The sequence below is a fragment of the Rhizobium sp. 01N48 genome, assembly GCF_056399145.1.
Genome location: NZ_JBFTQT010000011.1, coordinates 12,922 through 35,441 on the forward strand (window position 1 = coordinate 12,922; position 22,520 = coordinate 35,441).

Consider the following 22,520-nt stretch of genomic DNA (forward strand, 5'->3'; position numbering starts at 1 on the left):
GCGACACCTCATTGCGGCGCTGCATCTCGCTATTGGATTGCCACGAGATGGCCGGGAGAAACTTCACGATACTCAGGCGGCCGAACCTCGAAGGCCACTGGTCGGATCGGGCTTTTCAGTTCCTCGCTAAGGCCCAGCTTTCTTTCATGTCGACGGTCAGGGTCCGGGATCGGCACCGCTGCCAACAGCTTTTTGGTGTACTCATGCTGGGGATTGCCAAAAACAGCCGCCCGAGGTCCGATCTCTACGATTTCACCCAAGTACATCACGGCTACCCTGTGGCTCACTCTCTCGACTACCGCCATGTCGTGGGAGATAAACAGGTACGACAGGTTCAGGCTATGCTGCAGGTCGAGCAAGAGGTTTATCACCTGTGCCTTGATGGAAACGTCGAGCGCAGAAACACTTTCATCCGCGACGATTACTTTCGGCCTTAATGCCAGCGCTCGCGCAATACAAACACGTTGCCGCTGCCCGCCCGAGAATTCGTGTGGAAATCTTGTCGCCATATCCGGCGACAGGCCAACCTTCGAGAGCAGTTCAGCGACCACGGCCTTTGCCACTTGGCTAGTCCCCATACGGTGCTCAAGGAATGGCTCAGCAATTGCATCTCCAACCCGGATTCGAGGATTGAGGCTTGCAAACGGATCCTGAAATATCATTTGCACGGTTTTGCGCATCTCGCGCATCTGATCCTTGTTGAGGCCGAGGATTTCCCTGCCATCCACCCGCACTGATCCACTTTGCGGTTCGATCAACCGCATGATTGCACGACCGGTGGTCGATTTTCCGCATCCGGATTCGCCAACCAGAGACAATGTCTCGCCAGCATGCAGACTGAACGAAACGTTCTCGACGGCATGTACGCGCCCGGTAAGTTTTCCGAGAAGGCCAGTGTGAATGTCGAAACGCTTGGTCAGGTTTTTGACCTCGAGGACCGGCCGCTCGCCCGACGCAACAGTGTCGACAACATCGGCAGGCACATCGGGATGACCCGTCTGCGGATCGACGACAGGAAAGCGCAGCGGCCTGTCTCGTCCATTCATTGCACCAAGCACCGGAACCGCAGCCAATAGCGCGCGCGTATAAGGATGTTTGCCGCGTCGGAAAATATCTGGTGTCGCCCCAGTCTCCACTTCCTCGCCCCGGTACATGACAACCGTTCGATCGGCGATCTCTGCGACGACACCCATGTCGTGGGTAATGAAGAGGACCGATGTCCCCTCCTCCTCCTGCAGGACTTTGATGAGGTCTAGAATTTGGCCCTGAATGGTGACGTCGAGAGCAGTTGTCGGCTCGTCGGCAATCAGAAGCTTGGGCTTCGACGCCAATGCCATCGCGATCATCACCCGCTGCCTCATTCCTCCTGAAAGGCGATGCGGATACTCATCGAAGCGGGATGCTGCCGAAGGGATCCGAACCTTCTCGAGTAGCCTGATTGTCTCAGACCTAGCCTCAGCCTTCGACATAGACGAGTGGCACAACAACGCCTCTGATATCTGGTCTCCAACTGTAAAGAGTGGGTTCAGCGATGTCATCGGCTCTTGGAAGATCATCGCCACATCGTTGCCGCGCACCTGCCTCATGGCAATTTCAGGCAACCTGAGCAGGTCTCGTCCACCAAGAGAGATGCTCCCCTCTATACGGCTGGAATCCGCCTCCAGCAGACGCATTATGGAAAGTGCTGTAACGCTCTTGCCTGAGCCGGATTCCCCGACGACCGCGACAGTCTCGCCTGGCGCAACACCAAAGGAAACGTTTCTCACCACGGACTTCCATGCACCGTCAACGAGGAACGATGTCGTCAGGTTTTTCACCGACAGTACCGTACCATCGGTCTGTCTCGCCTGTGCCTGGGAGCCTGTCATGATATTGCCTCTTCAAATGCCGATGAGATTTGGTGATTAGTCCGGCCAGCGCAGCGCGGCGTCGAAGCGATGCCTGCTGCGATTTTCGAGCGGGGTCGCGATGATCTCATTGGACGCGCGCGCCCTATCGAGCTCTTCGGCGAGCCGCTGGGCGACGACTTTCTCTTGTCCCGGATGCAGATTGCATGGATCGAGGTAGAAGTACCGATGCTCGACTTCGTGGTCGCGAACGATGATCGGCGGATTGCCGCGCGCCAGCGCCTCCGAAAGATCCCATGCAGTGATGTGAGCCTCTTGCGGGGCGACGATGACACGCATTCGCTCAAGCGGATTGTTCGTGGGATCCGGCTCGATCAGCGCCGTGACGCCAGGCCGACCGTCCAGGGCCTGCTTCCATAGCTGAAGATAGCTGGTTTCCCGCTCGCGGACACCTTCATGATCGCGCGTCTCCCAAGCCTCGAGTGCCGCCATGACACCAGCAATGCTTTCCTTCCCGGCCTTCATGCCTCGCCCGATACCCATATTTTGAAGGAAAGCATGACGAACGAGTTCTTTTTGGCCAGCCACAATCCCCGAGGTAGGACCGCCCAGGAATTTGTGACCCGAGTAGATCGCGATGTCGGCACCCTGCTCGAGGAATATCCGCAGATCGTATTCCGATGCCGCATCGACAATCACGGGAACGTCTTTGGCGTGGGCAATTTCGACGAATTCTTTCAGGTTCAACAAGCCGTAGTCGACGACGTGGTGTGACACCACGAAAACAGCTGCTGCCGTCCTGTCGGTGATCGCATTCTCCATGTGGTAACGATGTGTCGAGGTCGCTTGACCCACAAAGACCACCTTGCCGCCAGCGATCCGGATGGCCTGGTCGACGGGTGCACCATAGCTTACCACGTGGCCCATCTGAACAAGCACCTCGTTCTTGTCGATGCTGACATCGGGGAGCTTTTCGATTGCCAAAAGATCGTTGCCAGTAATCGTTGCCGCGACCGCCAGCGAAATCCCGGCGGAGCACGACGCGGTAACGAAGCCAGCCTCACCGCCCGTAAGCCTCGCGATGATGGCACTCGCCTTGCGCTGAAGGTCGTTCACTTCAACGAACTGCGGCAATATGGCGGAAATGGCCGCGATGGCCTCGGGAACAACGATGGACGCCCCGAGGCTGGTCATCGTGCCCGATACATTGATCACCGGGCGAAGGCCGAGCGCGCTGCGAATATCATCTGACATGGGTTTCTCCAATTTCCATGGCCGCGTGAGGACGGAAGCAGTGATTTGCCCTATCGACGGCTATGCCATAATAATGTAATACACACGCATCCAGATATGAGGAGCGTGTAGTTGGGACGTAATTCTTCACCTGCGGCCCACCCGGACGCCGAAACCGACAGCATCCAAGAGAACGCGACGCGCCGATCGAGAGTGAGCGGGATTGATCGCGCGCTTCAAATCATCGACTACCTTTACGAAACTGGCGGGCCGGCTGGCAGCTACGCGATCGCCAAGGCCCTGAAAGCCCCACTTTCCACAATCTACGTGATCGTTGATGATCTCGTTGAGAAGAACATGCTTATGCGCCAGCCGGACGGTTCGCTCTGGCTCGGCGCGCGGCTCTACCATTACGGCCTTGCCTACGCGCGTTCCCTTGATTTCATCAGCGTCGCGACGCACGAGATGCATGATCTTTGCCGAGAAGCCGGTGAGACCGTTCAGCTTTGCGGTCGTGACGGAGACCATATGCTTGTTCTCGCAATGGCGGACGGACCGAGCCATTTTCAGGTAGCGTCGCGCATCGGTACGCGCGTCCCCTTGAATTGGACTGCGTCGGGTCGCCTTCTCGCTGGGCATTTGCCGCAAGAAGAACGCATCGAACTTTTCAGGCGCTGCGCGAAGTCTTCTCCGACCGGACGAGCGGAGATGGACCCGGAGGTCTTGGCCTCGTCGGCCGGGGCTGCATTCCAATCGAGACTGTCGATCCAAGCTGGTGAATCCGACTACGCAGTGGCCTGCATAGCGTCGCCGATCTGTGATCGGGATGGCCAGTGCGTCGCAACGATCTCCATCGTTCTTCCCGAGCAGAAGGCCTTCTCTGACGAAAGCCGCTACACGGCGCACGTTCGCGAGTCCGCTGAGCGAATTGAGAAGGTTATGGGATGGCGCAATCACTAGGCTCTCCTCCTTCATTCGTGCAAGGCGACAATCGCCTCGATTTCAACAGTGATGTTTCCAGGTAGCGAGCCGAAGCCGACAGCCGACCGAGCATGTTGGCCAACTTCTTCACCGAACACGCCGATGAGGAGATCGGAGCAGCCGTTGATGACGCTGGGGTGCTCCTCGAACAGCGGTGCGGCATTGACCATTCCCAGCAGCTTCACCACCTTTCTCACGCGCGACAGATCGCCCAATGCGTGGTGCATGACGGCGAGCAAATTAATGCCCGTCAGGCGCGCGTGCGCATACGCATCGGTAATATCGACTTCAGCCCCGACCTTTCCCAGATGCATAAAGCCATCCGCCTCGCGCGGACCTTGGCCCGAAAGGTAAAGGATATTTCCCTCCAGGACATGAGTGACGAAGTTGGCTATGGGTGGAGGTGCTGGCGGAAGCTCGATACCGAGCGCCAATAGCCTTTCGTAAGGCGAACCTATCGACGTGGCCGTTACAGTAGACGTGTTCACAAGGACTCCTGTCCGTATTGGTCGTTCGACTTAGCGATATGAATAACCGTGGCTGTGGCGCACGAGCTTGCGCGCGCGCGGGATGTAGCGGCTCGCCGCAATTGCCTCTCGTCCAATTACCGCGTATCGCGGTTCGAACACCTTCGTGAGCACTGAGACATCGCCATTGGAATCGGTGGCCTCGATGTCGGAATCGATCAGATCGAAGATCGTGAAATCCGCGCGCTCCCCGACGCTGAGGCGACCGTCCATGGGCAGTTTGATAACCGACGCAGGCGCGTGCGTGACCGCTTCGACGACCTTATCAAACGGCATGCCGACACTGAGCAGCTTCGACATCGTTGTCGCCAGGTCCCAGACTGGGAAGTTCATCGAATGTCCGTGTAGGTCCGTGGAGATCGAGAACGGCAGCAAGCCTCGCGCTATCGCTGCTTCAGCCACCTTGAACGAGAAGGACGCGCCGCCGTGACCAATGTCGAGACGAATACCCTCTCCGGCGCATTTCTCGGCAAGATTGAAGAGGTCTTCATCTTCCATGATGCTGGAACCGGCCTTGCCGTTGAAGCAATGTGTGACAACGTCCCCCGGCCCCAGGATCTCCAGGACCTCGTCGTAAAGGGCGGGCGGTTCCCCGACATGGACCATCATCGGTATCTTGAGTATCTTGGCAATCTTCTTGCCGAGCTTGACAGGTGTGACACCCCATGACCCCGTGATGACGTGGCTCGCTCGGACCTTGAGACCAACGATATGCTCGCGGTTTTCCTCATAGCATTCGAGAATACGATCGAGGTTGATGTCACGAATGTCGCGCAGTTCGGTGACGCGGTTGCAGGCCACAAGACCGATCGAGCCAAGGTTCAAGAACGCTTTGATGCGCTCCTTCGAGGGTTCGATGATGTATTCGCGGAACCCATGAAAGTTGGCTTCACCTGCCGAGCCCGCATCAACCAGGGTCGTGACGCCGCGTTCAGCGCCGCATTCAGATGGGCGGATCGAAATATCGGTACCGCCATGCCAGATGTGAACATGAAGGTCGACCCAACCAGGAGAAATCCACGCGCCCTTGCCGTCTACCCGTGTCACATCCTGGGAGACGCTAAGTTCAGGTCCGATAGCGGCAATCCGTCCATCTCCGTCCACCAGAATATCGGTCTTCTGTCCTGGCGCGCTTGCGCCGAAGGCCATCGGCTTTACGTTGGTGATGAGCAGCGCGCTCTGCTTTTTGCCATCGTTCATTTACAAGTCCTTTCGAAGTTTTGGATCGAGCATGTCACGCATTCCATCGCCGACCATTTGCAGCGACAGGACGGACAGTATGATGGCGATGCCTGGGAACAGGGTCATCCAGTCGGCTTGACCGATATACTGGCGTCCCGCGGCAATCATTGTGCCCCAAGTCGGAATTTCCGGACTGACGCCGAGGCCAAGAAACGACAGCCCCGCCTCAGCGAGCATGGCGCTGGCAAAGAGGAACGTCGCTTGAACGAGGATCGGCGAGAGCAGATTTCGCAAGACATGCCGGGTCATGATATGGAACGTTGATATTCCAAGTGCCTGAGCAGCTTCGACATATGGAAGCTCACGGATGACCAGCGTCGAGGCGCGGACGATCCGCGCCAGGCGTGGCGCGTAGACCACAGAAAGCGCCACGATGACCGTTGCAAGCGAAGGCCCGAGTGCCGCGACCAACGCAATCGCAAGAAGGATATCGGGAAATGCCATCATTGCATCGATCAAACGGGCGATCGGCGTGTCGAGCTTCTTGAAGAAGCCTGCAAGTAGCCCGAGCGTAACGCCGATGAGAGCTGAAAGGGCGACAACCGCTGCACCGACAAGCAATGACAGCCGTCCAGCGAAAATCGTGCGCGAGAGCACATCCCGACCGAATTCATCCGTACCAAGCAGATATGTTCCACTCGGCGGTTTAAGGCGATTGACGATGGATAGTTTCGATGGAGAGTAAGGCGCTATCCAAGGGGCGAACACTGCAAGCAGTACGAAGATTGCCAGGATCAGGATACCGGCGGCAACGGTTTTGCGCTTGAACAGGCGACGCACGAAATTACGCTTGTGACTGTTGGACGACTGTATCGTGATCTCGGTCATCAGTAGCGCACCCTTGGATCAACGAGCAGGTAGAGCATGTCGATCCCGAAATTGATCAAAACATAAAGCGCGGCTATCACCAGCAACGCACCCTGGATGACGGGATAGTCGCGTCGCAACACCGCTGTCACCACAAGGTTTCCGACGCCAGGAAGGCCAAAGACGGTCTCCGTTACGACGGCACCTGAGACCAACACGGCAGCCGTCAAACCGAGAACCGTCAGGATGGGTATTAGCGCGTTCTTCAATGCATGCTTGAGGATGACGCGGCGCTCCACCAATCCTTTGGCGCGCGCCGTGCGAATATAGTCGTCACCAAGCACATCGAGCATCGACGCGCGGGTAAACCGTAAGATCAGGGCCGAGGAAACGATACCCAAGGCGATCGCTGGCAAAGTAAGATGATACATCCGCTCCAAAAAGGTGGAGCCGGGGCCACCATAGCCCGAGACCGGGAAGATGTTGAAGCGTACGGCGAAGGTCTGCATCAATATCAGTCCGAGCCAAAAGCTCGGTATGCTGGCCGCGAGCATCGCGAGCGTCGTTGCAGCTTGGTCGATAAAAGACCCACGTCTATATGCGGCGTAGATGCCGATCGGGAGGGCTATGACGCTGGCGATCAATAGCGAAAAGATCGTCAGAAAGAATGTCGGTTCAGCGCGGTCCATGAGGGCCGATGTGACCGGCATGTTAAGAAAAATCGACTGGCCGAGATCACCTTTGAGAAGCTGGCCGACGTAGTAGGTATATTGGACAATCAACGACTGATCGAGCCCCAGTCGGCTGCGCAGGTCCGCAATATCCTGAGCGGTTGCGTCAGGGCCCAGCATCACGGCAGCTGGATCACCGGGCGTCACCCGAACGATGATAAAGACGATCGTAACGACGAGAAACATCACAACGATCATTCCGGCTAGTCGCTGGAGAATATATCGGATCATGGAGTTGGCCTCAGACACGATGCCCGCGGGCAAGAAGGGAGGTCCGCCCTCTTGGCAGACACCCCCGTATTGATGATCACTTCTTGATCGAAGCGTTCCAGAAATAGGGCCAAGGAGCCGGATCGACGCCTTCGAGCTTCGTTGACTTTGCTGAAACTGCATTGAAGTCGCCGATCTTCATGTAGGGCAGCTCATCGTACATCGCCTTCTGCACCTCAGCCCACAGTGCGACACGCTTTTGCGGATCGACTTCGGAAGTAAACGCGTCAACAGTTGCCTTGCGGGCCGGCGTATCCCACCATCCTGGCGAACTCGGTGAAAGGGAACCGATCAGTGCAGGCTCAGGTAGGAACGGGCTATGGGTGATGTAGATGTCCCAAAGCTTCGCGTCGGTTCGACGCTGGGTCAGTGTAGCCCAGTCGACCACCTGCAAATCAACGGTGAACCCAGCGAGCTTGAGATACTCCGCGGCAACCTGCGCCATCTTATAATGGAATTCATATTGGCGACTTGTCAAAATACGGATCGGCTCACCGTTGTAGCCGGCGTCTTTCGCCGCTGCTGCAGCCCCCTCCGGATCAGCAATATTATAGTTTCCTTCAACCCCTGCATCGGTGCTCCATGCAAAGGGTTTCGGATAGATATCCCCGTCCAGGGCATAAAAATCCGTGCTGCCGAAAGCGGCAGCGAGCATGTCTTCCATGTTCAAAGCCTGACGGATTGCCTTACGCACTGCGACGCCCTTGGCCACGCCTTCCTTTGTATTGAAGACAAAGACCGGGTAGCCAAAGGGCTTGAGAATGACAGGCTGCGAAGCGCTCGAGGCTTTCAGCTTGTCGAAGGATTCCACCGGAATTGAATCTGCGTAATCATACTGTCCTGAAACAGCCGCCTCGACGCGAGTGTTGGCATCAGGAACCGGCACAAAGCGGATTTCATCGAGATACTGGTGGCGTGCGCCCCCATAGCCGGTGCTCTCTTCGTTGCGTGACTTGTAGCCGTCAAAACGCACGAGCTGAATATATTGATCAGCCTTGCGTTCCTTGAGCATGTAAGGCCCGGTGCCGATGAAGTCCTTCATTGGCTCGTCCTGCTTCTCGGCGGGTATGATGATGGCCGCCGAGTTGTTGAACGCGAGAAGCGATGTCAGCGGCGCATAGGGCTGCTTGAGAACGATTTTCACAGTTGCCGGATCAGAAGCGGTAATAGTTTCGATGAAACCTGCGACCTGCTTGCCCCTAGAGGCGATTTTCTCCCATCGCGAAAGCGATGCAACGACGTCGTCAGACGTCATGTCGGTATTGTCGTGGAACTTGATCCCGGTGCGCAGCTTGATCGTGTACGTCTTACCGTCTTGGCTGACTTCTGGCAGGCTCTCTGCGAGCAGCGGAGTGACATTCCACTGCTTGTCGAACGTGTAGAGCGTTTCGAAAATGTGCTGTGTGACGATACCAACGAGGTCGGCCGTTGACGTCATGGGATCCAGCGTTGGCGGTTCGCCAATAGTGGCTACGTTGATGACGCCACCCTTCTCCTGAGCTGCAACAATGGATGGCAGGGCTATTAGCGCGGTTGCCAATACCAAGGCGTGCCTTAGCTTCATCTCAATTCTCCCGGTTCATTGTTCCATTATTATGCTATATGCGTTTTTATTATATAATACCGCCCGCTGGGCACGTGTCAATCGCGCGCCAGTTTTTGGCAGTCGGTAAAGAGATTGCTTGGGCGTCCGGGTAGTGACGGACTTCGAAATTTACTCAACCACCCTCAGGTCGCGCCACCGGGGTCCCTCAGGTGAAGCAACTTGCCCAAATCGGATCGTTTGGATGGTTGGGCAGATCAGTCGACAAGTTTGGGGGGCTGGGTCTCGCCGGCAAAACGCGCGAGTAGATCGCAAGGGCGCCCGCCCGTGTCGAACGCACGCTGAAACGCCCTTTCCTGATGATGGACCAGAATTTCAGGCATCAAATGGATCCCTGACTGCAGCGAACTTACCATTCGCGACCGGCGGCGGGGTGTAAGCGTCACGCGAAGTGAAATGCGCAGTCACAGAACACTATGAGACGCTTTATCGGCTACACTAGCTGAGATAGCCGATTATGCTCAGCACGTCGCAACATGCTCTGTTAACCATTTCAAAGCGATGATCGCCCCTATTCTCTGGACCGCGAGGCCCAATTGAACCAGATTTCAGGAGGTCCACCTTGCCACTTGGTATTCGCCTTTTTGCGCTTGTCGGAATCTCTATCACCAGCGTTTTCGGCGTATCACCCACCGAGGCGGCGGGCATGCAAGTTCCCACTTGGCTGACTAGCCACGTCGGCGAAGGTGACGGTCAAATTGCCCAGATCGTGCTGGAACGTGCACGAGCGCTCTATCTGGCCAAGGTCAGCGAAGGCAAAGTGAAGAACACTTGTTACTTCGCGATGGATGCCACCCGGCCGAACGATTTAACTGGAGAGAAATCAGGCGGTCGCTTCTACACAATCTGCGAGGCAGAACAGATTTTTCGTGTCGTATCGTCGGGTCATGGGAGCGGGCGTAAACTGACTGGTGTCGTGGATTTTTCCAATGGACGGCAATGCGCCAAGAATTTCGGCAACGCGCAGGATTCCAATCTAACTGCGGGAGGGGCTTACCTCACAAGTGAGATCAAGACTTCTTTCAAAGGTTACTACAAGAATGCGTCGGGCCAACAATCACCGCTGACCCGCTCCTTTGTTCAATTCGACGGAGCGGGCGATACCGCCAATGCCAGGCAGCGAGCGATCGGCGGACATCCGGCGTCTCTCATCTCGGGCGTTTGCATGCTGAAGAAGCCAGGAAGCCCGTATGCGAACTCGGATGGATATGTGCCGTTCGGCAAACTTGTGAACTATGAAGGTGGGCGGAGCAATGGCTGCACGACCTGGTCGCCTTTGGACGCGCCTCAGATTCTATCGACGGTTAAAGACAACCCGACGACGATCCACATTTACCCAGAAGCTCGAGACATTGCAGCGGTGTCAAAGACTTTGGCAGCGGGCAAATCGCTCAACGGGTCTGGAACGTACTGGAACGCCAGCTGCCTGATAGCAATCGGCACTCCGCGGTTCTGGAGCAAGGAAGAGCTCGAACCGCGCATCAGCCAGTACAAACTGAATAACGCTGCTCCACCGGGGAAAGCGACGCCTATTTGTGCCGCTAACATCAACTGAACGGCGCCTTTGTGAAAACGCACCATATGGTCAGTCGTGGCGGAATCTAGAAATGACTACGCCCTACACACTTCACCTGCGAACATCCCTTTGAGGACGTACGACCGACCAACGGAAACACTTCAGCAACCGATTATTCACGATACGACTAACAGACGCTTTCAACACTCCTGCCTATCGCTGTATCGGCAGCGCCAGGCGAGTTTAGTCGTTGCCTGTCAACCGTCCGGCTTAGACAGCCTAAGGGTAACGCACGAGGTTACTGACGACGTCGCCACCGATCCCCGATGGGGCAAGAGGCCTTGGACAGTATCCGAGCTGCCTGACATCGAGGTCCTGAGCAGATCGCGGCCTCTGTTCCACAGTGATAGACCAGCATAGTTGCAAGTCCTTGCCGGGTTCGAGGTCAGCTCTCTGCTGACGGTAAATGTGCCACCCTTACCAAGTCAGCTTTAAGCCGCGCCGTCTCCAGTCCCAATTCGATAAACGTAAGCGCATGCTTTGCCAGGGCGACGTTGTCATCCCAGAGATTTCTCCAGATCGCGGTCTTCAGCGACAGGTCTTTGTCGACGATGGTCGTCGAAAACGATTCGAACGTGACATAGTCGTTCCATCCGATCGCAACGAGAGCGTCAAAGATTGAGGCAAAATCGATGTTACCGGTTCCCAGATAGCCGCGATGACTTTCCCCGATATGAACGTAACCGATCTTGTCCGCGGCGTTTCGGATTGCTAGGCCGACATCCGCCTCCTCGATACTCATATGAAAGGTATCCAGGTGCAGGAAGATGTTCGATGCGCCGGTGTCGCGGATGTATGCCAGTCCCTGCGCCGCAGTATTGAGCATGTTGCTCTCGAACCGGTTGACGATTTCAAGGTTCAAGGTCACGCCCGCAGCCTTTGCTCGATCAGCGACTTTCGATAGCGTACCGACGCTCCGATCCCACCCCTTTCGAGACAACGAGTGTTGTTGCTTACCGTGGGCCGAGCTCAAGATGCCTGCTAATTTGGTGCCGCCAAGATCGCGAACGAGCGCCACGGCGCGATCGAGGATGGCCTCACCGTTGGCAACAATCGACGGATCGTCGCTGGAGATATCGCCATTTGCAGGCAGCCCCATGCTTACCGCGACATCGAGGCCAAGCTCCCGAATGCGGGACGCAAGCCACTTAACATCGACCTGCTCCGGGTCAAGGTAGGAAAATTCCACGAGTTTGAAACCGAGTTCGTGAGACCGCGCAAGGGTCCTCTCGATCTCATCTTTCGAAGATCCCGCACTCCAGACAAACGAGTGGACACCGATTTTGGACATGACATCAATTTCCTGATTTCACTGTAGAATGAGCCCCGCCAAAACCCGGAGGTTCCGACGGGGCACCGGGAGGAGACCTTAACGAGCTGCAGTCCAGCCCTTGTAGTCCTTGATGTTGTCTGCCGTGATCAGCTGAGGATCGAGGAGGACGGTAGCCTCTGCTGGCTTCTTCCCGTTGAACAAGTCGACCGCCATCTTCAGCGAGTCACCCGCCATTGTGTAAGGGTCCTGGGAAGCCGATGCCTTGATCATCGAGTTTCCGCTGGCAAGCGACTTTTCGATATCCGGCGCGCCGTCAACGGCAGTGAAGAAGAACTCGTTCCGGTTCAGCTGCTTGGCAGCAAGCTCCGCACCGATCGCTGTCGGATCGTTGATCGCGAAGACAGCGTCGATCTTGTCAAACCGGGTCAGAAGGCCCTGCATGACGGCCAGGCCACCGTCGCGCGAACCCTGCGCGTTCTGGTCGTCTGAAAGGATCTTGATGTCTGGGCTCTGCGTCAGGACGTTCTTGCAACCCTGGACGCGGTCGATGATCGAAGACGATGCCGGGCCGTTGATGATGACGACGTCGCCTTTGCCCTTGAGCTGATCGACGATGTACTTGCAGGCTTCCTCGCCTGCCTTGATGTTGTTCGTCATTACGGTGACGTCAGCGCCGGGCGCGGAGACGTCGAATGCTGCAACGATCACACCTGCTGCCTGCGCCTTCTTTACAGCTGGCGCAATCGCCTTGGCGTCGACGGCGTTCAGCATGATGATGTCGACGCCAGCCGCGACGAAGCTATCCATCTGCGAGACCTGCTTATTGAGGTCGTAGTCCGCTGAGACGGAGGTTACCTGGACATTCGGGTTGATTTCCTTGGCGCGGTCTTCGATGCCCTTGATCGTGGCGACGAAGAACGGGTTGCCGAGAAGACCGACCGAGATGCCGATCTTCTGAAGTTCCTTGGCAGAGGCGGGCATTGCAACGGCAGCCGCGAGCGCGGTACCGACGAGCAGTTTAGAAAACAGACGCATACTTTCCTCCATTTTGGCGCTCCCCGCGCCATTGCTCCGGTAATCCCGGTTTCTTGAGCCGCACCTCATGTGCGGCTAAGCCCTTTCAGCCGATAGCGGTCGAGCGCCACAGCAACGATGATGACAAGTCCCTTGATGATGTACTGCCAGATGTCGGAGACCCCGACGAGGATGAGACCGTTCGACAGCACTGCGATAATCAGAGCCCCGATCAGCGTGCCCCATATCGAGCCGACACCGCCGACGAAGCTGGTACCCCCAAGGATAACCGCTGCGATCGCGTCCAGTTCGTAAGCCTGACCGAGCTGCAGGCCGTTTGCCGCATAAAGGCGGGCCGCGGACATCACTCCACCGACGCCCGAGAGAAGCCCAGACATCGAGTAGACAAAGAGTAGGACGAGTGGCACCTTGATGCCCGTCAACCGTGCGGCTTCGACGTTGCCGCCCACTGCGTAGATCCAAGTGCCGAGTACGGTTCGCTTCAGAATGAACCAGGAGATTACAATGGTGGCGAGCGCGATGATCGCGAGCCACGGAATTCCGAAAAGAGAGCCGTTGCCGATGAAATCGAACGGGAGGTCGGCGTTGAAGACCGTCGTGTCGTTACCGAGTAACCGGGCTACGCCACGCATCGCCGTCAGCGAGCCGAGCGTCACGATGAACGGTGGCAGCTTTAGAAACGAGATGATGACACCGTTGACTACGCCGCATGCAAGGCCCACGCCAATCGCCGCGGGGATACCTAGCATCCCGATCTCGGGATAAAGCGAAACGATGACACCGACCATTGCGGATGCTGCCAGGATCGAGCCGACCGACAAGTCGATACCGCCGGTCAGGATCACGAAAGTCATGCCCGCGGCAAGCACCGTGTTGATCGAGGCCTGCTGAGTGACGATCGAAAGATTGTTCACACTGAGAAAGCGGCCACTCAAAAGATGGAAACCGATTGCCAGAATAACAAGAACGGGCAGCATCCCAAGTGCGGTCAATGTCGACCTAAATTTTGCCTTGCTGGCGTTTGCGTGATCGGTCGATGTAGAGGTCATGATGTAATCCCGTCGTCTATGGTTTCAGGCCTCAGGCTACTTTGGATGCCGATCCCGTGGAGAAGGCCATAACGGCCTCTTGGCTTATCGGGTGATCGGGCGTTGCATGAATCTCGCCAGCGATGCGGCCTTCGCGCATGACAAGCACACGGTCGGCAATGCCGATGATCTCGGGCAGGTCGCTCGAAATCACCACGATGGCAATCCCGCTTTGCGCGAGTTCGTCGATAATCCGGTAGATTTCCGATTTGGCACCGACGTCGACGCCACGCGTCGGCTCATCAAAGATGATGACCCTGGGTTTGGTCTCGAGAAGACGCGCGATAAGAGCTTTCTGCTGGTTGCCACCCGATAACGCTCCGACGTTTATGCTTGCGCTCAGCGTACGAATGGAGAGTGACTTGATAGCCCGGGTGGCACGCTCCTTTGCAGCAGCGAAGTTCAGTATGCCTCCGCGACCCGCATCCTTGCCGATAACGCCGATGTTGATGTTCTCGTTAATCGTTAAATCGAGGAAGAGCCCAAGCCCCTTTCGATCCTCGGTCAGGTAAGCAATCCCGGCATCCATGGCGTCACGTGGTCCACCGATGGTTAGCTCTCGCCCGTCGAGGGTCACTGTTCCAGATGTCTTGCTGTCTGCTCCAAAAATAAGCCGCGCGAGCTCGGTTCGACCTGAGCCGACAAGGCCAGCGATACCCAAGACCTCGCCAGCCTTTGCATCGAAGGAGCAGCCATGCACGCGGCGACCATCGCCCATGTCCTTGACGGCCAAGACAGTCTTGGCCGCCTGTAGAGGTGCACGGTGTTCCTTTTTGTAGAAGGACGACAGATCGCGACCCACCATCATTGCCACGAGCTTTTCGGCGGACAAATCATTGCGATCAAGCGTGCCGACATACGCGCTATCGCGCAGCACGCTCACCCGGTCAGCTAGCGCGTAGATCTCTTCCATGCGATGGCTGATATAGATAATAGCAATCCCCCGCGCCTTCAGGCCGGCGATCACCTCAAACAGCCGTTCAGTCTCCCTCGACGTCAGTGAAGTTGTCGGTTCATCCATCACGATGATCTTCGCGTTGGTCGTCAAAGCACGTGCGATCTCGACCATTTGGCGCTCACCCAAAGAGAGAGCGGCGACAAGTTGCGACGGCGCGAACGAAATGCCGAGCTGCTTGAGGATTGGCTCAACACGACTGCGGGCCTCAGCTTTGTCCACGACACCATAGCGAGAAGGTTCTGTTCCGAGAAACATGTTCTGGGCAACGGTGAGGTTAGGGGCGAGCGACAGTTCCTGATAGATCACTGAGATACCGTTTGCCTTGGCCTTAAGCGGATCTCCTGCCACGATCGGCTTGCCATCCACGAGAACAGCGCCACCTGGATCAGCCGTATATGCCCCGGACAGGACCTTCATTAGCGTTGACTTTCCAGCGCCATTTTCCCCCATCAGAGCATGAACTTCTCCCGGGTAGACCGTGAGCGACACCTTGGTCAGAGCCTTGGTGCTCCCGAAAGTCTTGCTGATGTTGCGCATCTCAAGTACAGGAGCGCGCTCCGTGTTCCCTCCAGTTGTCATGCGTGAAACTCCTTGCGTGGCCGCACCACCTCAGCCTTTTCGATCTCGATCAATGATCTCCAAGCTTTGCGATAGGCCTCAAGCCCGAAGAGCGGCATTGGTTCTGCCCGTGTCGTTTCGTTTCTGAATGGAGATTGCCCGACGGTTTCGAAGACGAGCGCAGCCGCCCCGAATGCGCTTCCCTCAGCGGTCGCGCTTGAGTAAATGTCCTGCGAGGGACGGAGCTCAGCGAGAAGCGCGGCAAACAAACCTGTTTTCACCAGGCCGCCGTCAATGACGATCGAATTTTCCGACCTTATCAGATCGAGGCACAAGTCTGTCATCAAGGTGACGTAGAGAAGTGCGGCAGCTGCCCGTTCCTCACCCTCGACAAGCGGCCCTACCAAGCGGCCGTTGAACCCCTGCATCGGACCACCTGGGGCAAAAGACGGCAGACCGAAGACGCCCTTTGCAATCACTTGCGACAGTGCATCAACACTAACGGGCTTATTCCAACCGCCGCTCGCAAGCTCGTACTCTCTTCCGCCCATGAAACGGATTGTAGGGGCAGCTTGTCCATCGACGGTAACATTGGCCAGCATGTCACGATGCTCATCGAGGGCATCCAACGGGCAAGCCGCATTGAAGATGACGACCCATGTCCCGGTTGACACGAGCGTGAAGTCGTCGAACCCGACCGAGCGATAATAGTAGAGCGCCGAATTGCTGTCGTGGACGCCATTATGGACTTGGACTTGGGTGCGGTTATCACCTTGGAGCGGGCTTCGCCAATTTCCGATAGCAGCACCCGCGCGTACAAACGCCGGCATCTTCTCTCGCCAGCCCTGACGGTCTACCAAGCTACTAAAGTCTTCGTTCAGAGGTGCCCAGAGATGAGAGTGGCAACCGATGTAGGAGACTTCCGACACCTTGCTGCCGGAAAATTTCCAGGACCAGTATTGCGGATATGCCAGGATCGCGTCGGCTCTCCCGAGGCTTTCCGGCTTGGCCGCCTCCAACCAGAGAATGTGCCGGCCGTAGTTGAACCCGAGGGGGAGTTTGGGCGAATAGGTCTCACTGAAAGCTGGAGCCAACATGTCGATGCGCTGCGTAAGCATCTCCGGCGGCTCTTGCTCATAGTCGAGGATCGGATGCGTCAGATGGTCATCGTGGACGAGCGCAAAGGTACACCCATGTCCGGAAAACATGACGTGCCCGACCGCGTGATCGTCAACAGCGCGCAGCAATGCGTTCGTCATCCATTCAAAGAGCGCTTCATCATCGAGCACACGAATCCCGTCGCGCTCGCTCCAGCCCGGCTTTGTCCTGGATTGTGCAAGTATCGTTCCATCCGCGCCGAACACGAACAGCTTCGAGTTCGTCTTGCCCAGATCGAAGACAGCAACAGCGGTTCCAGAGGTCATCCCTGCCCCCCGACCGCTGCGATCATGATCGTGATCCCCGCGTCTTCGAGCATTTTCGCGCCGGCATCCGACAAGCCGTCATCGGTGACGATCGTCCCAATACGTGAAAGCGGCAGGACAAGGTTGCGAGGCTGAATGGAAAGCTTCCGGCTATCCGCCAGCAAGACGATCTCGTCCGCGCAACTGCTCAGTTCACCGATCGCCTTGGTCAAAAGCGGATGCGACTCTAAAAGCCCTTCGCCGCTAATACCCTGCGTGCCGAGGAAGAAGCGGGAGGCGAAGAAGTCCGGCGCGCCGGCCGACGCATCGTGGATGATACCAGGCTCTCTATACAGCACGCCGCCAGCCAGGATCAGGCTGCAAGTGCCGTGCTCACCTAGATAGGCAGCAAGCGGCATGGAATTAGTATAGAGGCGGACATTGCGCCGGGCCAACTGCAGTCCCAACTGGTAGCATGTTGAACCCGCGTGAACGATGATCGAGTCTCCGTCCCGCACCAGGCTCGCAGCTTTCTCGGCAATGGCGCGCTTGGCATCAACCGCGATGTCGCGGTTCTCATCGTATGGCCGCGCTGACAGGCGACCAGAAGCAGCCGACTCGTTCGCGGAGATACCACCATATACTTTTCGGGCGACGCCAATTTCATCGAGTTTGTCGATGTCACGTCGGATCGTTGCTGGAGAAACACCGAGCCGCTCCTGAAGGTCGCGCACAGATGCGAACGGCCTCTCTTGAAGCATCTCCGTGATCAGGCGATGGCGATCGGAATCGTTCAACTATATGCCTCCACTGACGTTTCTCCCTAACGTCTTTGACGAACTATAATCACACACAATCAGCAATCGCAACATACAAAGATGTAAAATCTTCACCGTTGACGATATTCGATCACATTTATATGGTTGAGCCAGAGTTCGCTCATCACTGGGCGACAATCGTCAGGAGGAGGCATTCATGGATCGACCAGACCTAAGGGAAACGAACGTGTTCAAGGGGTTCCTCCGGCTTTCCAGCGAGATCGGAAGCGACATCCTGAAGACCCAAGGCGCTGGTGGAAACACGTCGATCAAAGATGATGGTGTCATGTGGGTGAAGGCTTCTGGCACTTGGCTCGCCAAAGCCGAGGCCGAGGACATTATGGTTCCAGTGGTTGTGGACCCACTCGTCTCTGCATTACGGGACGGAGACCCCCGCGCGGAAAAATCAACAGATTTCATAGTAAGCGAGCTGAACTCTAGCGGGCTCAGGCCTTCCATCGAGACAAGCTTCCACGCAGCGATCAAAAACCCCGTCGTTGCGCACTATCACTGTGTCAATGCCATCGCACTCGCAGTTCTTGAGAACCGCGACATTGAGTTAGCGCATCGGATGCGGACCGTTGAGGACCTCACATGGGTGACCATCCCCTACCGACGCCCCGGAACCCCGTTGGCGAAGGAAATCGAAAAGGCGGCTGCGTCTCGACCGGATGTCTTGATTCTGTTCAATCACGGGATCATCGTATGTGGTGACACCCTCGAGGAAGTTGCGGACAGGATTGAACGCGTTACGAAAGCACTGGCTGGGGTCACACGCGAGACGATCAGCCCCGATCTCGCGACACTCGACGCTATTGCCGAAGGATCCGGATTCCATCCTGCGCGAGACCACGACAGTCATGCGGTCGCATTGTCCGAGGTCAACCGGGCAATCGCCTTGGGGGGATCCCTGTATCCCGACCATGTGATCTTCCTCGGAACCGAGATCGGCGTGCTGCAGGACGGCCAAAGCGCGGCAGATTTCCAAGCTGCCTTGCACAACGAGGGCCGAGACGTGCCGAAGATGTTGATTGTCCCAGACAAAGGCATTCTATTGTCGAGCTCATTGACCGCTGGCGGTGAAGTGATGGCACGCTGCTTGGCCGAGGTGGTTGGCCGCATCCCCAGTGAAAGCAATGTGGTCTACCTGTCCGAAAGCGATGAATACGAGCTGACCAACTGGGAAGCCGAGCAATATCGACAGGCGCTAGATCGTGGATCGGCGAGGCAGAGAGCGTGACAGCGAATTCCGGACCAGCCGCCGCCATCGGAATCGATATCGGAACATCTGGCGCTCGTGCCGCTGCGGTAGACGCCGCTGGTAACTCTGTGGCGTTCGCCGCAGCGCCATTCAGATCCGATGAAGAACTGCGGCAACCGGCTGCCTGGTGGCTTAGGGTGAAAGAGGCGATCGAGCACCTCGCTGCAGGAACAAATCTCAGTGCCGTCAAGGGTATCGCCGTTGACGGGACATCCGGCTCTGTTCTTTCGTTGGACGCTTCGAACGAGGCTACAGGATCGGTGCTCATGTACAATGAGCCGTGCCCTGACGCCGAGATCGTCAACCGCATCTCAAAACACGCTCCTCCGGGCGCAACGGCGATCGGGGCAAATTCCGGCTTGGCCCGCGCCATTTACCTATCGCGCAAGCGAGACGTTGACGCCGTGGTACACCAGGCGGATTGGATCCTCATGAAGCTGGGATGCCCCGGGCGGATCAGCGATGAAAACAACGCGCTCAAGTCAGGCTTCGACCTCGACTCGCAGGACTGGCCAGCCTGGATCGAAACGGCCGGCATGGACACCACGAGACTGCCTCAAGTTTACCGGGCGGGCACGAGAGTTGCCCGAGTATCAGGATATCTCCGTCAACTGGGTGTTCCGGAAACTGCTTGGTATCACGCAGGTACTACTGACGGATGCGCATCGTTTCTGGCCACCGGAGCATCCGTCGTTGGTGACGCTGTCACGGCGCTTGGTTCGACGATCGTGCTGAAGTTGGCATCCGATCGACCGATCAATGCACCGGCGTACGGGGTCTACTCACACAGGGTGGGCGACTTCTGGCTGGTCGGCGGCGCATCAAACAGCGGCGGGAACGTTTTGCGTGCGTTGATCGGCGATGAGCGCCTGGCAGACCTGACAGGCACAATCAATCCCGACCAGCCACTGGGTTTAGGTCTCTACCCGCTTCTTAGGCCAGGCGAGCGTTTTCCAATAAACGATCCCCACTATTTGCCAAGGCTCGAGCCCCGGCCTACCGATGATGCCACTTTCCTTCAGGCGCTGCTCGAGGGAATGACGGATATCGAGCGCCTGGGTTACGATCGCTTGCGTGAACTGGGTTCCCCGACGTTGAGCAGCCTACGCACGGTGGGAGGCGGCGCACGAAATCCAGTTTGGAGTGCCATGAGAGCCCGCGCAATGGGGATCGAGCCATTGCCCGCGATATCCGTTGAGGCGGCTGTCGGAGCCGCCGCACTTGTTCTAGCTAATAGAGGTGAGCATGTTTAGCCCGTCTCGAACCGACCTCGCAGCGTTGGCGCAGGCTTATGATGTGTTCTTCGTTGATCAATTCGGCGTACTTCGCGACGACGTCGGACCCTACGAAGGCGCCATCTCCGCATTGTCGACGCTGGCATCGCATGGAAAGCGGATCATAATCCTTTCTAATTCAGGTCGAAGCGGCGACTACAATTCCGAGCGCCTGATCAGGCTTGGCTTTGCGGCGAACAGCTTCGAGCACTTCGTCACGTCTGGCGATGTCGCGTTTGAGCTTCTCTCGCGCGCTAACTCGCCTTTGACGAAATCCGCACGCTGCTTCACTGTTTCGAGCGGCGGAGATAGCAATCTGGCTGACCGTCTAGGCCTGGTGTCTTCAGATACCGCTCGCGATGCCGACGTCGTTATCATTTCGGGTAGTGAAGCAGAGCGTATCTCGATGGATGAATACCGAACAATTCTTCGTCCCGCTGCTGAACGACAGATACCCTGCTACTGCACAAATCCCGACATCCACAAACTGAATGGAGGACGGATCGCACCGGGAGCCGGAAGCATTGCAAAGCTCTACGAGGAACTTGGTGGCGACGTGCGTTGGCTTGGCAAACCATATCCGGAGATTTACGATCATGCCTTGCGTGTCGCAGGTGTTACCGATCGCAGCGGTGTCTTGTGTATTGGCGATAGCTTGGAACACGACATTCTCGGCGCACAGATGGCAAGTATACCTTCAGCACTAGTCCGAACGGGCATTTTGGCTGAGATGACCGAAAACGATCTAGCCGCGCTATCGGGAACCCTGTCCGCCCATCCAGACTTCGTTATAAACCAATTTACGCTCTAACGATCTCTCGTGGTTAGTCGCCCGCCTCTCTACGGGACGACGTATCCCGCAGCCTTGGCCGCGATAGCGGTCCACTCGGCGACGTTAGCGAAATGGCAAGCGATCCAAGCGACAGCCACAGCTGCCGCAGTCACGCCATAGACCTCAACGATCTCGTTTAGCAACGCAATATGATATACGGTAGGCGCCATGTCGGCGGAGAAATGCCTCGAGACCGCATTAAGTTCATGATGTCACCATCAAGATCCACTGGCTGCTCTACCGGCAATGTTCGCCGCGATGTGAACGCGATCGAACACGCGTGTGCGACGCCTTCCTGAAACTCCTCTGCCACAATGACAGCCGGTCAGAGTGGAGCTGTAGATCGAAATCAGACCGGTTCCGACCGCGCTTTGCGTCATGAGCGCCCCTGTATGCCCGCTTCGTTGCATCTCTTGCGATCCTCCGAGCATCTCAACGGAGGATATCGTCGTCCTCAATAGAAATGCCCGCGAACCTCTCGGATCGCCGTCTTGCACCAGCGCCACCCGGAAGACCGACGTCGGCTGAAGAAGATTACTCGCATTTTTCCAATCCTAATGCAGGTTAGTCTTCAACTGGTACGGGGCCAGCTTTGCTTAACCGAAACTGAACCGCCACGTTCAGGCCCAGTCGAACCACGCATGTCATCGTCTTGGGTTCATAACACACGGGAAAAGCAATGTCGCTCGAACAGGCCCCCACCCATACACCCGCACCGAGGATATTAAGGAAGGAAAAAACGGCGGGAGCCGCCACTCATCTCTGCGCATACGGCATCGCAGCTTTTCCGCTCCTTGCAATGGATGCAACCGGTCGCGCAGCAGCACAAAAATCCAAGCGCACCTACATAGCGCTTGCGCCTTTGGCCGCGACGTCGATTTCCAGCCTCAGATATGGCCGTGGCATAGTGATGATCAGCAACATAATAGGTGAGATGTCTCGCAATAGGCTCATCATCCAGGACGAAGCTGGACGCGCTCTGATCGAGACAGGGCCCGCGAGTGACGAAGACGAACGCTACACAGTTGACCACGATGGCACAACCGGCGATCTGCGCCCACACCCCAGTCTGGTGGCAGGTGTGGACCAATGCGCGATGCACAACGCAAATTGCATCGTCGATTGCCAGCCTAAAGGAGTAGCGCTCACCAGTGAAACCAAATTTACCGATGCGCGTTATTCGGCGACTTTCACGGAGTAGCG

18 protein-coding genes and 1 pseudogene are annotated in these 22,520 nt (G+C 56.9%); 6 read left to right on the plus strand and 13 right to left on the minus strand.

All coding sequences use genetic code 11. The annotated features are described in order from the left end of the window. Positions 1-29: 29 nt before the first annotated feature. Positions 30-1,868: an ABC transporter ATP-binding protein gene (locus AC1DOG_RS19460; protein WP_477930359.1), complete on the minus strand. Its 1,839-nt coding sequence runs from the start codon at positions 1,866-1,868 to the stop codon at positions 30-32. Between the two features lie 36 nt (positions 1,869-1,904). Beyond that, complete coding sequence (locus tag AC1DOG_RS19465; RefSeq protein WP_477930361.1) at positions 1,905-3,101, minus strand: aminotransferase class V-fold PLP-dependent enzyme; 1,197 nt, start codon at positions 3,099-3,101, stop codon at positions 1,905-1,907. Between the two features lie 180 nt (positions 3,102-3,281). Here AC1DOG_RS19465 and AC1DOG_RS19470 point away from each other — a divergent pair. After that, a pseudogene (locus AC1DOG_RS19470) lies at positions 3,282-4,040 on the plus strand (IclR family transcriptional regulator); the annotation flags it as partial. Between the two features lie 11 nt (positions 4,041-4,051). Here AC1DOG_RS19470 and AC1DOG_RS19475 read toward each other — a convergent pair. The 5 genes from AC1DOG_RS19475 to AC1DOG_RS19495 form a co-directional block, all read right to left on the minus strand. Next, positions 4,052-4,549 (minus strand): RidA family protein, encoded by a 498-nt coding sequence (locus tag AC1DOG_RS19475; protein WP_477930363.1) that lies wholly within the window; start codon positions 4,547-4,549, stop codon positions 4,052-4,054. A 30-nt stretch (positions 4,550-4,579) separates the two neighbouring features. Continuing rightward, complete coding sequence (locus AC1DOG_RS19480) at positions 4,580-5,788, minus strand: amidohydrolase/deacetylase family metallohydrolase (protein ID WP_477930365.1); 1,209 nt, start codon at positions 5,786-5,788, stop codon at positions 4,580-4,582. Then, on the minus strand, positions 5,789-6,658 hold the full coding sequence (locus tag AC1DOG_RS19485; protein ID WP_112941237.1) for an ABC transporter permease: 870 nt from the start codon (positions 6,656-6,658) through the stop codon (positions 5,789-5,791). After that, positions 6,658-7,599, minus strand: a complete 942-nt coding sequence (locus AC1DOG_RS19490) for an ABC transporter permease (RefSeq protein ID WP_162725118.1) — start codon at positions 7,597-7,599, stop codon at positions 6,658-6,660. Before AC1DOG_RS19490 ends, AC1DOG_RS19485 begins: the two co-directional genes overlap by 1 nt. Positions 7,600-7,675: 76 nt before the next feature. After that, positions 7,676-9,202, minus strand: coding sequence for an ABC transporter substrate-binding protein (locus AC1DOG_RS19495; protein ID WP_477930368.1), 1,527 nt, complete (start codon positions 9,200-9,202; stop codon positions 7,676-7,678). 601 nt (positions 9,203-9,803) lie between these two features. Here AC1DOG_RS19495 and AC1DOG_RS19500 point away from each other — a divergent pair. Then, positions 9,804-10,796, plus strand: a complete 993-nt coding sequence (locus tag AC1DOG_RS19500; RefSeq protein WP_477930370.1) for a hypothetical protein — start codon at positions 9,804-9,806, stop codon at positions 10,794-10,796. 406 nt (positions 10,797-11,202) lie between these two features. On the opposite strand, the gene AC1DOG_RS19505 is transcribed toward AC1DOG_RS19500, so the two are convergent. The 6 genes from AC1DOG_RS19505 to AC1DOG_RS19530 all read right to left on the minus strand — a co-directional run bounded on the left by AC1DOG_RS19505 (position 11,203) and on the right by AC1DOG_RS19530 (position 17,929). Beyond that, a complete protein-coding gene (locus AC1DOG_RS19505) occupies positions 11,203-12,108 on the minus strand; it encodes a sugar phosphate isomerase/epimerase family protein (protein WP_477930372.1) in 906 nt (301 codons plus the stop codon). 78 nt (positions 12,109-12,186) lie between these two features. Further along, entirely contained in the window at positions 12,187-13,125 is a 939-nt protein-coding gene (locus AC1DOG_RS19510; protein ID WP_112820045.1) for an ABC transporter substrate-binding protein, read from the minus strand. A 65-nt stretch (positions 13,126-13,190) separates the two neighbouring features. After that, positions 13,191-14,174 carry an ABC transporter permease subunit gene (locus AC1DOG_RS19515; RefSeq protein WP_477930374.1) on the minus strand — a complete coding sequence of 328 codons (984 nt, stop codon included), beginning with the start codon at positions 14,172-14,174 and terminating at the stop codon, positions 13,191-13,193. A gap of 31 nt (positions 14,175-14,205) precedes the next feature. Then, positions 14,206-15,750 carry a sugar ABC transporter ATP-binding protein gene (locus AC1DOG_RS19520; protein WP_113010520.1) on the minus strand — a complete coding sequence of 515 codons (1,545 nt, stop codon included), beginning with the start codon at positions 15,748-15,750 and terminating at the stop codon, positions 14,206-14,208. Next, positions 15,747-17,153: an FGGY-family carbohydrate kinase gene (locus AC1DOG_RS19525; protein WP_477930377.1), complete on the minus strand. Its 1,407-nt coding sequence runs from the start codon at positions 17,151-17,153 to the stop codon at positions 15,747-15,749. The genes AC1DOG_RS19520 and AC1DOG_RS19525 overlap by 4 nt, the downstream gene beginning before the upstream one ends. Further along, entirely contained in the window at positions 17,150-17,929 is a 780-nt protein-coding gene (locus AC1DOG_RS19530) for a DeoR/GlpR family DNA-binding transcription regulator (protein WP_112941229.1), read from the minus strand. The genes AC1DOG_RS19525 and AC1DOG_RS19530 overlap by 4 nt, the downstream gene beginning before the upstream one ends. A gap of 178 nt (positions 17,930-18,107) precedes the next feature. On the opposite strand from AC1DOG_RS19530, the gene AC1DOG_RS19535 reads away from it, so the two are divergent. The 4 genes from AC1DOG_RS19535 (at position 18,108) to AC1DOG_RS19550 (ending at position 22,518) form a co-directional block, all read left to right on the plus strand. Next, on the plus strand, positions 18,108-19,190 hold the full coding sequence (locus AC1DOG_RS19535; protein ID WP_477930379.1) for a class II aldolase/adducin family protein: 1,083 nt from the start codon (positions 18,108-18,110) through the stop codon (positions 19,188-19,190). Next, positions 19,187-20,464, plus strand: a complete 1,278-nt coding sequence (locus tag AC1DOG_RS19540) for an FGGY-family carbohydrate kinase (RefSeq protein ID WP_477930381.1) — start codon at positions 19,187-19,189, stop codon at positions 20,462-20,464. Before AC1DOG_RS19535 ends, AC1DOG_RS19540 begins: the two co-directional genes overlap by 4 nt. Further along, positions 20,457-21,296, plus strand: coding sequence for a TIGR01459 family HAD-type hydrolase (locus tag AC1DOG_RS19545; RefSeq protein WP_477930383.1), 840 nt, complete (start codon positions 20,457-20,459; stop codon positions 21,294-21,296). Before AC1DOG_RS19540 ends, AC1DOG_RS19545 begins: the two co-directional genes overlap by 8 nt. A 700-nt stretch (positions 21,297-21,996) precedes the next feature. Further along, positions 21,997-22,518: a hypothetical protein gene (locus tag AC1DOG_RS19550; RefSeq protein WP_477930385.1), complete on the plus strand. Its 522-nt coding sequence runs from the start codon at positions 21,997-21,999 to the stop codon at positions 22,516-22,518. The last annotated feature ends 2 nt before the right edge of the window (positions 22,519-22,520 follow it).

Bases quoted from the DNA above. Each gene is read 5' to 3' on its own strand.
- AC1DOG_RS19460 (WP_477930359.1), bottom strand. From the start codon at position 1,868: ATGACAGGCTCCCAGGCACAGGCGAGACAGACCGATGGTACGGTACTG.
- AC1DOG_RS19480 (WP_477930365.1), bottom strand. From the start codon at position 5,788: ATGAACGATGGCAAAAAGCAGAGCGCGCTGCTCATCACCAACGTAAAG.
- AC1DOG_RS19520 (WP_113010520.1), bottom strand. From the start codon at position 15,750: ATGACAACTGGAGGGAACACGGAGCGCGCTCCTGTACTTGAGATGCGC.
- AC1DOG_RS19525 (WP_477930377.1), bottom strand. From the start codon at position 17,153: ATGACCTCTGGAACCGCTGTTGCTGTCTTCGATCTGGGCAAGACGAAC.
- AC1DOG_RS19510 (WP_112820045.1), bottom strand. From the start codon at position 13,125: ATGCGTCTGTTTTCTAAACTGCTCGTCGGTACCGCGCTCGCGGCTGCC.
- AC1DOG_RS19465 (WP_477930361.1), bottom strand. From the start codon at position 3,101: ATGTCAGATGATATTCGCAGCGCGCTCGGCCTTCGCCCGGTGATCAAT.
- AC1DOG_RS19490 (WP_162725118.1), bottom strand. From the start codon at position 7,599: ATGATCCGATATATTCTCCAGCGACTAGCCGGAATGATCGTTGTGATG.
- AC1DOG_RS19515 (WP_477930374.1), bottom strand. From the start codon at position 14,174: ATGACCTCTACATCGACCGATCACGCAAACGCCAGCAAGGCAAAATTT.
- AC1DOG_RS19485 (WP_112941237.1), bottom strand. From the start codon at position 6,658: ATGACCGAGATCACGATACAGTCGTCCAACAGTCACAAGCGTAATTTC.
- AC1DOG_RS19505 (WP_477930372.1), bottom strand. From the start codon at position 12,108: ATGTCCAAAATCGGTGTCCACTCGTTTGTCTGGAGTGCGGGATCTTCG.
- AC1DOG_RS19535 (WP_477930379.1), top strand. From the start codon at position 18,108: ATGGATCGACCAGACCTAAGGGAAACGAACGTGTTCAAGGGGTTCCTC.
- AC1DOG_RS19550 (WP_477930385.1), top strand. From the start codon at position 21,997: ATGTCGCTCGAACAGGCCCCCACCCATACACCCGCACCGAGGATATTA.
- AC1DOG_RS19545 (WP_477930383.1), top strand. From the start codon at position 20,457: ATGTTTAGCCCGTCTCGAACCGACCTCGCAGCGTTGGCGCAGGCTTAT.
- AC1DOG_RS19495 (WP_477930368.1), bottom strand. From the start codon at position 9,202: ATGAAGCTAAGGCACGCCTTGGTATTGGCAACCGCGCTAATAGCCCTG.